This is a genomic window from Kitasatospora sp. NPDC058048 (assembly GCF_042885555.1).
Lineage (GTDB): Bacteria > Actinomycetota > Actinomycetes > Streptomycetales > Streptomycetaceae > Kitasatospora > Kitasatospora lactacystinica.
Genome location: NZ_JBHVRT010000014.1, coordinates 50,873 through 61,626, shown reverse-complemented (window position 1 = coordinate 61,626; position 10,754 = coordinate 50,873). Strand labels below are relative to the sequence as shown.

The following is a 10,754-nucleotide window of genomic DNA, read 5'->3' as shown; positions in this document are numbered from 1 at the left end:
CGTTCGAGGAGAGGACGTGGCGAGCACGGCGGAGGACGGCTGGGCGCGGCTGCTGCGCCTGCTCGACGAACGCGAGATCGTGCTGCGCACCACCGGCGAGCGGCTCGGCTACCTGGCCCCCGCCGGCGCGATGGACGAGGAGGTCACCGGCCTCGTCCGGGCCCACCGCGACCGGCTGCTGACCACCCTGACCGGCGCCGGGGAGGCGCTGTCCGCCGCACCGGCCGGGGTGACCCAGTGGCGGCTGCACAAGGCCCACGGCGACGCGGCCGACCCCGCGGTGTGGAACATCCTCCAGCGGATCACCCTGCGCGGGCCGCTGGAGCCCGGGCGGCTGGCCGCCGCGCTGACGGCGGTCACCGAGCGGCACGAGAGCCTGCGGACCCGGTTCGTGGACACCGAGCTCGGGGGGCTCCAGCAGGTGCTGCCGAACACCCCGCTGGACGTCCCGGTCGAGGACCTGCGCGGGCTCGCCCCCGCCGAACGGGACGCGGCCCTCGCCGCGGCCCTGGAGGCCGAGGTCGGCCGCCCGTTCGACCTCACGGCGCCCCCGCTGCTGCGCGCCCGACTGCTGCGCCCGGCGGCGCAGGAGTGGGTGCTGCTGCTGACCATCCACCACATCGCGCTCGACGGCTGGTCGCTGGCCACCGTGCTGGCCGACCTGAGCGCGCTCTACCGCACGGGCGGGCCGCTGCCGGGAGAGGCCGGCCGGATGACCGACCACGCCTGCTGGGAGCGGACGGTCGTCAACCGGGCCTCTATGGCGGCGGCCGCCGACCACTGGGCCAAGGCCCTCGGCGGCGCCTCGCTCTCGGTGGACGTGCCCACCGACCGGCCCCGTCCCGAACGGCGCTCCGGGCACGGTGAGACGGCCGAGTTCCGGATCCCGGCAGCCGTGGCCGAGGAGATCGGGCGCTACGCCGCCGCGCGCTCCACCACCGCCTCGGCCGTCGTGGTCGCCGCCTTCGCCCGGCTGCTCGGCTCGCTCAGCGGCGCGCCGGAGGTGCTGATCCTGCTCTCCAACGCCAACCGCCGGCGGCCGGTCGACGAGCAGGTGGTCGGCCTGCTCACCAGCAGCATGCCGATCCTGGTGCCGACCCGGGGCGAGAGCGGGTTCGCGGGCCTGGTGGACCGCGCCGCCGAGGCGATCGCCTCCGCCCTCGACCACTCCCTGATGCCGTTCGGCCTGCTGGTCGAACCGCTGCGGGAGCGCGGCGTCCCCATGCCCGTCGGGTACCCGCAGATCGTGCTCGCCGTGCAGAGCACCCCGCCCATCGCCCTCGATCTCCCCGGCCTGACCGCCGAGATCGAGGACATCCCCGGCCACTCCGCCCGCGCCGACTGCGCGTTCTCGCTCACCCCGGACGCCGACGGCTACCTGGGGCAGGTCGAGTACGACGCCGACCTGTTCGACCGGGGCACCGTCCGGGGCTGGCTGGACGCCCTGGTCGCGGACCTGGCCCGGCAGTTGGAGGTCCCGCTCGCGTGACACCCGGTGGGCCCCGGTGGACGGTACGCCGTCCGCCGGGGCTCACCCGTCCGGGACTCCCGGGAACCCAGTGGCGGATCAACTGCCGTCCGGGGCACCGGTGAACCGGAGGACGCCGTCCTCGATCGGGTCGGAGAGCAGGACCTTCCGGTCGTGCCGGTAGTCCATGACCATCCGCCACGGGAAGTCCCGTCCCTGGCGCGGCATCGCGTCCTTCGCGCGCCGGATGTAACCCGACGAGAGCTCGTCGACGACGCCGTCCCCGGTCGCGTTGGCCGCACGGTCGACGGGCACGGCGACGGTTTGGCCGGTGGCGTCCATGTGCTTCAGCAGCCGCACCAGGTAGGCCGCGGCGACATCGACCTTCAGGGTCCACGAGGCGTTGGTGTAGCCGAAGACCCACGCCAGGTTGGGGATGCCCTCCAGCATGACGCTCTTGTACGTGCAGACGTCGTGCAGGCCGCGCACCTCGCCGTCGACACTGATCGACGCGCCGCCGAGGGCCTGCAGGTTCAGGCCGGTGGCCGTGACCACGACGTCCGCCGCCAGCTCCCGGCCGGACGCGAGCCTGATGCCCGTGGCGGTGAAGGTCTCGATGGTGTCCGTGACCACGGAGGCCCTGCCCTCGCGGAGCACCTTGAAGAGGTCGCCGTCCGGTACCGCGCACAGCCGCTCGTCCCACGGGTCGTACCTCGGGCTGAAGTGGGTCATGTCGAAGCCCTTGCCGACCCCGCGGCGCACGCCCGCCAGCAGCAGCCCGCGCACGGCCCGGGGGAAGCGCCGGGAGGCGTTGAAGAGGAGGCGCTGCAGCCTGATGTTGCGCCTGCGGGTCATCCGGTGGACCAGGGGCGCCGCCAGGACCTTCCGCTGCCACGCGGTGATCCGGTCGGTCGACGGCAGCGAGAAGACGTACGACGGGGAGCGCTGCAGCATCGTCACGTGCTCCGCCGTGCCCGCCATCGCCGGAACGAGGGTCACGGCCGTGGCGCCGCTGCCGATGACGACGACCTTCTTCCCCGCGTAGTCGAAGTCCCGGGGCCAGTGCTGCGGGTGGATCCGCACGCCCTCGAACTGCCCGACGCCGGGGAACTCGGGCAGGTGGCCCCGGTCGTAGTCGTAGTAGCCGGTGCAGGTGACGAGGAACGAGCAGGTCCAGGTCTGCCGCTCGCCGCTCGCCTCGTGCAGCGCGGTCACCGTCCACTGCTGCCGCTCGCCCGACCAGTCGGCGGCCAGGACCCGGAGCCCGTAGTGGATCGACTCGTCGACGCCGTACTCCCTGGCGGTGGCCGCGACGTAGGTGCGGATCGACGCGCCGTCGGCGAGCACCTGGAGCCCGTCCCACGGGCGGAACTCGTAGCCGAAGGAGAACATGTCCGAGTCCGAGCGGACGCCGGGGTAGCGGAAGAGGTCCCAGGTGCCGCCGATGCCGTCGCGGCGCTCCAGGATCGCGAAGTCCCGGTCCGGAAGCTCCCGGCGCAGGCGGCAGGCGACGCCGATGCCGGAGAGGCCGGCACCGATGATGAGGACGGTGGCGTGGTTCGCGGTCATGCATCCACTGTCGCCCACCGCGCGGGCGCGGGTACCGTCTTTCCCCGACAGTGTCCGTTCAACGGCCTGTCAGGAAGCCGTTTCCGCTGCTGCCGAGTTCTCGGCGGCCACGCTCGCCCGCCACTCGTCAAGCAGCTGAAAGAACGCCTCCAGCGGCGGAACCGCGCCGGCGTTCCGCTCGATGAACTGGTACCAGCTGAGGCTCATCGGCCAACCGCGCGTCCAGCACAGCCACTGCTGGAACGGGCCGACCGGATCGAAATCGAACCGCTCGTCGACCCCGTGAATCCGCAGGGCGAGGCCGTACCCCGAGAAGAGCAGGCCCAAGTCGTCCAGCGAGCCGTTGCGCACGAACATGCCGGGCCGCTGCCGCACCTGTTCAAGGACGTCATAGATGTCCCGCCACTCATCGAACGGCTTGGGCTTCGGTCGGTCTCCAAGATCAGCTGACACCCGCCCACTCTACGCTGACGAGCCCGAACGAGATACGACCTGTCACACCGGACAGGGAGATCAGATGTCCGCTCACAGGCCGTCGGCGCGCCGGCGCGGGCCGGGCGACCGCTCCGGGACCGCCGCGGGGCCCGGTCAGCCCCGGAAGACCTGCCACGCCGTCGACGACGCGTCCTCACGCGTCGCCCAGTGATTGAGCGGAAGCGCCGGCAGGGCGGCCATCGAGGGGTCGCTCTCCAGCAGGTGCGCGGCATGCACCAGCCTGGGGCCGCCCTTCCACCAGCGCGGCTCGGTCCCCGAGAACGCCTGCCAGTCACCGTCCTCGTCGAGGTGGACACTCATGACGGGCTGCCCGCGACGCACTCGCTTCGACACGAACACCGGCTCGTCCGGGCTGAGGGTGTACACCGGACCGCAGTCCTTGTGCGACTCGACGGTCACGACGTCCTCCTTGGCTGATCAGACCCCCATCACAGCACAGGCCCGCCCGGCCGCCTCGGCCGGGGGCGAGCTCCGCCGAGGGCAGTCGCCCGGCCCCGCAGGTGACATCCGGTTCGACGGCCCGACTTGAGCGACGGGGTCGAGCCGCCCTGGACCTAAGCCGTAGGGTTGCCGTGTGACGGATGAGCTGTTGTTGGAAACGACGCAGGTTGGCGGGGCCGACGGGGCGGGCTGCCCTCGGTGCGAGGAGACGACAGAGATCACCGTGTTCCGCGAGCGGTACCGGCCCGTGCTCCGGGGCCGGGGTGTCGTGCGGTTCCTGGCGGCGGTGGTGCTCCTCGTCCTGGCCGCGAAACCGCTGCTCGGCGGGCACGCTGTCGGCGTGGTGCTGCTCGCCCTCGGCGTGCTGTCCGCCGTGTCGTGCGCGCGGGCCGTGGCACGGGCTCGCTCCGGCGGGCCGGTCGATGTCGTCTACTGCCACCATTGCACCGCCCGGTCCACGCGAACGGCGTGATGGGCGAGGCGCACACGCGACGAGACCACAGGTATTGACCGCCTCCCGGAGGGCCTCGGCCCGGCGACCTGAGGCGACGGACGCGGAGGACCGCGATCAGCACAAGGGGCTTCCGCCGCACGGAAAGTCGGACCGGCCGACTTCCCGTGCAGCGGGTGGGCTCCGTGGGCCACGCCGCCGTCAGGAGCACCGTCAGGAGCGCCGGCGACCGTTCCGGCGGGCGAGACGGAACACGGCGGCACCGACGCCCACGCAGAGCAGTGCACTCATCAGGAGGGCCGGTGTGCTGCTCCCGGTCTCGGGAAGCTGGCCCCCACCGTGGCCGGGCACCGGACCGGGCGAGTGGTGGTGGCTCGGGCCACCCGTGGGCGACGGGCCACCGGACGCCGTGTGGCTCGGGCCGGTGGTCGGGGACTGCGAGTGGGTGGGCGAAGCCGTCGGTGACGGCGAGTGGGTGGGCGAGGAGGTCGGGGACGGCGAGTGGGTGGGCGAGGAGGTCGGGGACGGCGAATGGGTGGGAGAAGCCGTCGGTGACGGCGAGTGGGTGGGCGAGGAGGTCGCGGTGGAGGACGGGGACGGGGACGGCGAGGGGGTGGCGCAGGCGACCTCCTCGATCACGACCTCCCCGTTGCCGCCGCGCGCTCCGGTGGTGAAGGCCGCGGAGGCCGGACCGAGGCTGGAGCCGCCGCCTCCCCCGCCGCCGTCGAGCGTGCCCTCCGTGGAGGAGCCGCCCGCGCCGCCCCCGTGGGCCCCGCCGCCGCCTCCGCCGCCGGTGCCCATGTGGGGGTCGCCGACGTTGATGGCCGCGTCGCCGCCCTTGGTGCCGGTGGCGCTGCCGCCGGCGAAGCCGTCGCGGTCGGACCCGGTGGTGGCGGTTCCGCCCGCGCCACCCGCTCCCCCGCTGCCGCCGGACTTGCCGCCCTTGCCCGCCGCGCTCTGCCCGGTGTCGGCCCCGTCGGTTCCGGCCTGCCCGCCGTCGCCGCCCCGCGCGGTTCCGTCGTTGGTGAAGCTGCCGGCGCCTCCGCCGCCGCCCCCCGCGATGATCAGTGCGCTGCCACCCGTCGTCACGGTGGTGGCGCCTCCGCCGCCGGCACCGATGGCGCCGTTGCCGGGCCGGTGCTCCGCGTTGTAGGAGCCGCCCTGGCCGCCACCGCCGTACCCGCCGTAGGCCATGCTGCCGGGGACGGAGAGGTCGCCTCCGCTGCCCGCCTGCCCCACGTCGACGGTCAGCACCTGACCGCTCGTGACCCGGACCGTGGCTCGGACCTGACCGCCCTTCCCGCCGGGCGACCCGTAGACGGCGTCCCCTCCCGCTCCGCCGGAGGCCCGCACCACCAACTCGCAGATCCCGTCGGGGACCGCGTACTGCTCGGGCGCGCCCTTGTAGTCGAATGTGTGGATTCCGGGGGCCGCCGACGCCTGTCGCGGGGCGCAGACGAGAAGGGCCGCCAAGGCGGCCGAGGCGGCGATTCCACCGGCTCCGTAGTGGATGTTTCTCATACGAATCTTGTAATCGAGCCGCGTTCCCCTCGGGGGTCAACACACGGTGCCGTCCGGGTGAACCGCGCGGGGCGGGAGCACGCCACTGTCGAGTGACGAGCATCAACCCGCCCCGAGAGCACGGGGGTTGGCGGTCCCCGTCGCTCGGACCACCTGACCGGCCGTCGGCCCGGCGCCGTGACCCCGGAGAAGTTGTCGGCCCCGGAAAGCCGACTGGCACCGGAAAACCCGTTGGTCACGGCAGCCCCATCAGTGGTAAATATGTGACATGTTACAAGGCACTCGCATCACCCTCCGGGCCCGTCACGACGCCGACCTCCCGGTGCTCCTGGCCGAGCTGTACGACGACGTGGCGACCCGCTCGCGGGCCGACTCCCGCCCCTGGCGGCCCATCTCCCCGGGCTCCGCGGACTCCCCGTACGTGGTCGCCGGGCCGTCCGACGAGGCGGCGTGCTTCTCCGTGGTCGAGACGGCCTCCGGGGAGCTGGCCGGCGAGGCGCTGCTGTGGGGCATCGACGCCCACAACCGCAGCGCCCACGTGGGCCTCGCCCTGCTGCCGGGACACCGGGGGCGCGGGCTCGCACCGGACGTCCTGCGGGTGCTCTGCGACTACGCCTTCCCGGTGCTCGGCCTGCGGCGCCTGCAGCTGGAGACGCTGGCGGACAACGCCCCGATGCTCCGGGCCGCCACCGGCGTCGGCTTCACCGTCGAGGGACGGCTGCGCCAAGCCGCCTGGGCGTACGGGGAGTTCGTGGACCAGATGGTGCTCGGACTGCTGGCCGAGGAGTGGCGGGGGTGACCGAGGGCCCGTCCGGGCTGCGGCCCCTCCCGCACGGCTGGACCAACCGCACCGCGGGCGACGGCACCGTCGTGGTGAAACGCTACGAAGGTCCGGACGCCGAGGAGCGGCGCCGGCGCGAGCACCGGCTGCTGACCCTGCTGCACGGGCTGCTGCCGGTTCCCCCGGTGCTCGGCACCGAGCCGGGCGCCATCACGCTCGGCCACCTGCCCGGAGTGCCCGCGCAGGACCTGCTGGACGCCGGGCACGGCGCACAGGTCCTGGCCGCCTGCGGGCGGGTGCTGCGACGGCTCCGGGCCGTCGACCCCGGCGTGGCCGGGGACGGTCCGGCGCCCCCGGGGTCGGTGCTGGTGCACGGGGACTTCGGGCCCAACAACCTGCTGCTGGACCCGGCGACCTTCGCCGTCACCGGCCTGCTGGACTGGGAGTTCGCCCGTCTCGGCGAGCCGGTGGAGGACCTGGCCTGGTGCGAGTGGATCGTCCGCATGCACCACCCGGCCCGGGCGGGCGCCCTGCACCACCTCTTCGACGCGTACGGGCAGCCGGTGCCGCCCTGGCCGCGGCGCCGGGCCGCCATGCTCGCCCGGTGCGCCCGGCTGGAGGAGTTCTGCCGCCGGGGTGACCCGGACGGGCCGGGGGTGCGGCAGTGGCAGGAGCGCGTGCGCCTGACGGCGGGCTGGCCGGAGCGGCCGGGGCCGCCCTCCTGACCCCGGTGGGGCAACGTTCCGGGCCCGCACGCCAAGGGTTGTGACGAACTGTGAACGGATCTGGCGCGCGCGTTCACCGTTCCGATACGGTCTGGACCAATCAGCGGCCGATCTTCCTCCGGCATCGGTCCGCCGCGCTCCGAAAGCCCCCCGGGAGTCGTCATCAGCGCCCAGCCCGTCCCCGTCCCGCTCACGCTTCCGGCGCTCCTGGACCACCGGGCCGCGCTCCATCCCGACCGCACCGCGCTGCTCGTGCCCGGCGGCGGGAGCCTCACCTACGGCCGGTGGCGCGAGCGGGCGGTGCGGGCCGCGCACGGGCTGGCCCGGGCGGGCGTGCGGCCCGGGGACACGGTGGCGCTGCTGTTCACCAACCGGGAGTGGGACGCGTACGCCGTGGCGTTCCTGGCCGCCCACTACGCGGGCGCGGCCGGGCTGGTGATCCGCGAGGACCTGGCCCCGGCCGATGTGGAGCGGCTCGTCGAGGCGGCCGGGGCGCGCTGGGCGGTCGCCGGGAACGGCCCGCGCACCACGCTGCCCACCTTCGCGCTCGACGGCTTGGAAGCCGGGCTCGACGGTCTCGACCCGACGGACGGCGCCCCGGACGGGATCGAGCCGCCGCACCGGGTCGCCCCCGGCGACCTGGCCCAGATCATCGGGACCTCCGGCACGACCGGCACCCCGAAGGGCGTCCGGGCCGCGCACGCGAGCCTGACCGCCGGCCTGGTCCTCAACCCCCGGCCCCGCCCGTACGCGCACTCACGGCACGCGGTGCACGCCTTCCCGATCGGCACCAACGCCGCCCAGGCGGTTCTGGTGAACGCGCTGACCGCGCAGCCCACGACGATCTGCCTGCCGCGCTTCGACGCGGAGGAATTCGGGCGGGTGGTCGAGGAGTTCGGCGCGGGCACGGTCTTCCTGGTGCCGTCGATGGCGGTGGAACTGCTGAACTCCGGGACGGCCGGCCGCCGGGACCTCGGCAGCGTCCTGCTGGTTGGTTCCACCGCCGCCGCGCTGCCGCCGGCCGTCGCCGCCGGGCTGAGCGCCGCGCTGCCGAAGGCGACGGTCGTCAACACCTACACCTCGGCCGAGGCCTCCCCCGCCCAGATCTCCGCGATCGTGGACCCCGGCCGCCCCGGCTCGGTGGGCCGCCCGACCGACCCGGCCGACCTGCGGATCCTGGACGAGGCCGGGGAGCCGGTACCGCCCGGCGGGACCGGCGAGATCTGGCTGCGTCAGCCCGGGCCGCCGCGCGGATACGCCGGGGCGGCCTCCAACACCGTCTTCCGGGACGGCTGGGTGCGCATGGGCGACCTCGGCAGGCTGGACGGGGACGGTTTCCTCCATTTGGTCGACCGGGAGAGCGACATCGTCAAGTCCGGTGCGCTGAAGGTCTCGACGCTGCGGATCGAGGCCGTGCTGCACGAGCACCCGCAGGTCGCCGACGCGGCCGCGCTCGGTCTGCCGCATCCGGTGATGGGCCAGGTGCCGGTCGCCGCGGTGGTCCCGCTGCCGGGCGGAATCGATCCGGACGGTCTGCGGCTGTTCCTGAGCGAGCGGCTCGCCAGGCCCGAACTGCCGGTGCGCATCCTGGTGGTGGACTCCCTGCCCCGCAACCCGAGCGGCAAGGTGGTCAAGCACGAGCTGCGGACCGCGTTCGACGAGCCCGCCCCGGTGACGGGAAGGGCCCCGGAGACGGAGCGGGAGCTCGCCCTGGCCGGCCTGTGGCGGACGGTGCTGGGACGGCCGGTCCGGGCGGTGGAGGAGGAGTTCTTCGCCCTCGGCGGGGACTCGTTCCGCGCGGTCCAGCTGGCCGCCGCGATCTCCGCCGAGTTCGGCGTGGCGGCGCGCACGGCGCTGGTCTTCGAGCGCCCCTCGCTCCGCGCCCAGGCTGCCTGGCTGGAGCGGGCCGAAGCCTCGGCGGCCGGGCCGGTGGAGCGGTCCGGGGCCGAGGTGTCGGACTTCCTCCGCTCGCTGCGCGCACAGCCGCACGATCTGCCGCTCACCTCCCAGCAGGAGAACTTCCTGCGCTGGATGGCCGAGGCCCCGGGCCGCAACGTCGGCGCGGTGGCGGTGATGTTCCGGGTGACGGAGGCCCTGCGGACGGACGTCCTGGCCGACGCCCTGCACGAGGCGATCCGCCGCCATCCCGCGCTGCGGACCAGGTTCGTCCCGGTGCCCGGCGCCGAACCGGGGGTGCTGCGGGCCGTCCTGGACGACGAACCGCACGCGGACGTGGTGCTGGTGGAGGCGCCCGGCGCGAGCGACGACGAGGTGTCGGCGCGGCTGGTAGCCGTGCGCGACCGGCTGACGGACGTCGCCGCGGGGCCGATGACCAGGCTGGCCGTGGTGAGCCGCGGACCGGAGGACCACGTCGTCCTGCTGGCCGTCCACCACCTCGTCAGCGACGGCTGGTCGCTGGGCGTGCTCCTGCGCGAGCTGGGGGTGGCGTACTCGGCGCTGCGCCACGGGCGCCGGGTGCCGGCCGCCCGGCCCGGCCCGGAGTACCGCGAGCTGGTGGAGTGGTCGAACGCCCACTGGCCGGCGTCCCGGACGCACTTCGCGGCGGCGCTCGCGGACGCGCCCGCCGCGATCGACCCCTTCCCGGGGCGCCGGCACACCGAGGTGGTGCTGAGCGCCGCCCACGCGTTCACGGTGCCCCCGGAGGCGGCGGACGCGCTGCGGGCCCGGGCGGCGGAGCTGGGGGCCACGCCGTTCCTGGCGGTGGCGGCGGTCTGGAGCGGCCTGCTGGCCGCCCGCAGCGGACAGCCGGACCTCGTCCTCATGACGCCGGTGCCCGGCCGGACCAGGCCGGAGGCGGAGCGGGCGGTCGGCTGCTTCGTGCAGTCGCTGCTGGTGCGGGTGGACGTGTCGGGCGCGCCGGGCTTCGCCGAACTGCTCGACCGGGTCCGGTCCGCCGCCACCGCCGCGCTCGACCACCAGCTCTACCCGTTCGCGGAGTTCAGCCCGCTGGTGCCGTTCGCGGCCTGGCTGAGGTACGAGAGCTGGAGTGCGCCGGCCCAGCTGCCGGGGGTGGCCTGCGCGGCATGGGAGCTGCCCCGCAACGCCACGGTGCCGTACCCGCTGCCGGGCGGTGACCGGCACGTCCCCGAGCTGGCGGTCACCGAGCAGCCGGACGGCGCGCTGCGGTGCTGGCTGCGGTACAACGAGCACGCCTTCGAGGCGGCGGCGGTGTCGGCGCTGGCCGAGGACCTCGCCGCGGCGCTGGCCGGGGCGGCCGGTATCTGACACGAGGAAAGCGGGGGTGCGGCCATCACGGCCGCACCCCCGGAACGCCCCGGAGCG

9 protein-coding genes are annotated in these 10,754 nt (G+C 74.6%); 5 read left to right on the top strand and 4 right to left on the bottom strand.

Annotated features, from left to right (window positions below; genetic code table 11):
• Positions 1 to 16: 16 nt before the first annotated feature.
• Positions 17 to 1,489 (top strand): condensation domain-containing protein, encoded by a 1,473-nt coding sequence (locus tag ACFVVA_RS16870; protein ID WP_387690184.1) that lies wholly within the window; start codon positions 17 to 19, stop codon positions 1,487 to 1,489.
• Between the two features lie 78 nt (positions 1,490 to 1,567).
• Here ACFVVA_RS16870 and ACFVVA_RS16865 read toward each other — a convergent pair whose 3' ends face one another.
• The 3 genes from ACFVVA_RS16865 to ACFVVA_RS16855 all read right to left on the bottom strand — a co-directional run bounded on the left by ACFVVA_RS16865 (position 1,568) and on the right by ACFVVA_RS16855 (position 3,931).
• On the bottom strand, positions 1,568 to 3,037 hold the full coding sequence (locus ACFVVA_RS16865; RefSeq protein WP_387690183.1) for a flavin-containing monooxygenase: 1,470 nt from the start codon (positions 3,035 to 3,037) through the stop codon (positions 1,568 to 1,570).
• A 69-nt stretch (positions 3,038 to 3,106) separates the two neighbouring features.
• On the bottom strand, positions 3,107 to 3,490 hold the full coding sequence (locus ACFVVA_RS16860; RefSeq protein WP_387690181.1) for a hypothetical protein: 384 nt from the start codon (positions 3,488 to 3,490) through the stop codon (positions 3,107 to 3,109).
• A gap of 135 nt (positions 3,491 to 3,625) precedes the next feature.
• Positions 3,626 to 3,931 carry a hypothetical protein gene (locus ACFVVA_RS16855; RefSeq protein ID WP_387690179.1) on the bottom strand — a complete coding sequence of 102 codons (306 nt, stop codon included), beginning with the start codon at positions 3,929 to 3,931 and terminating at the stop codon, positions 3,626 to 3,628.
• Positions 3,932 to 4,106: 175 nt separating this feature from the next.
• Between ACFVVA_RS16855 and ACFVVA_RS16850 the strand changes: the two genes are divergently transcribed.
• On the top strand, positions 4,107 to 4,445 hold the full coding sequence (locus ACFVVA_RS16850) for a hypothetical protein (RefSeq protein ID WP_387690177.1): 339 nt from the start codon (positions 4,107 to 4,109) through the stop codon (positions 4,443 to 4,445).
• Positions 4,446 to 4,637: 192 nt separating this feature from the next.
• Here ACFVVA_RS16850 and ACFVVA_RS16845 read toward each other — a convergent pair whose 3' ends face one another.
• Entirely contained in the window at positions 4,638 to 5,945 is a 1,308-nt protein-coding gene (locus ACFVVA_RS16845; RefSeq protein ID WP_387690175.1) for a hypothetical protein, read from the bottom strand.
• Positions 5,946 to 6,213: 268 nt separating this feature from the next.
• On the opposite strand from ACFVVA_RS16845, the gene ACFVVA_RS16840 reads away from it, so the two are divergent.
• The 3 genes from ACFVVA_RS16840 to ACFVVA_RS16830 all read left to right on the top strand — a co-directional run bounded on the left by ACFVVA_RS16840 (position 6,214) and on the right by ACFVVA_RS16830 (position 10,697).
• Positions 6,214 to 6,744: a GNAT family N-acetyltransferase gene (locus ACFVVA_RS16840; protein ID WP_387690173.1), complete on the top strand. Its 531-nt coding sequence runs from the start codon at positions 6,214 to 6,216 to the stop codon at positions 6,742 to 6,744.
• Positions 6,741 to 7,451 carry a phosphotransferase family protein gene (locus ACFVVA_RS16835; RefSeq protein ID WP_387690171.1) on the top strand — a complete coding sequence of 237 codons (711 nt, stop codon included), beginning with the start codon at positions 6,741 to 6,743 and terminating at the stop codon, positions 7,449 to 7,451. Before ACFVVA_RS16840 ends, ACFVVA_RS16835 begins: the two co-directional genes overlap by 4 nt.
• 99 nt (positions 7,452 to 7,550) lie before the next feature.
• On the top strand, positions 7,551 to 10,697 hold the full coding sequence (locus ACFVVA_RS16830) for an AMP-binding protein (protein ID WP_387690381.1): 3,147 nt from the start codon (positions 7,551 to 7,553) through the stop codon (positions 10,695 to 10,697).
• Positions 10,698 to 10,754 lie beyond the last annotated feature (57 nt).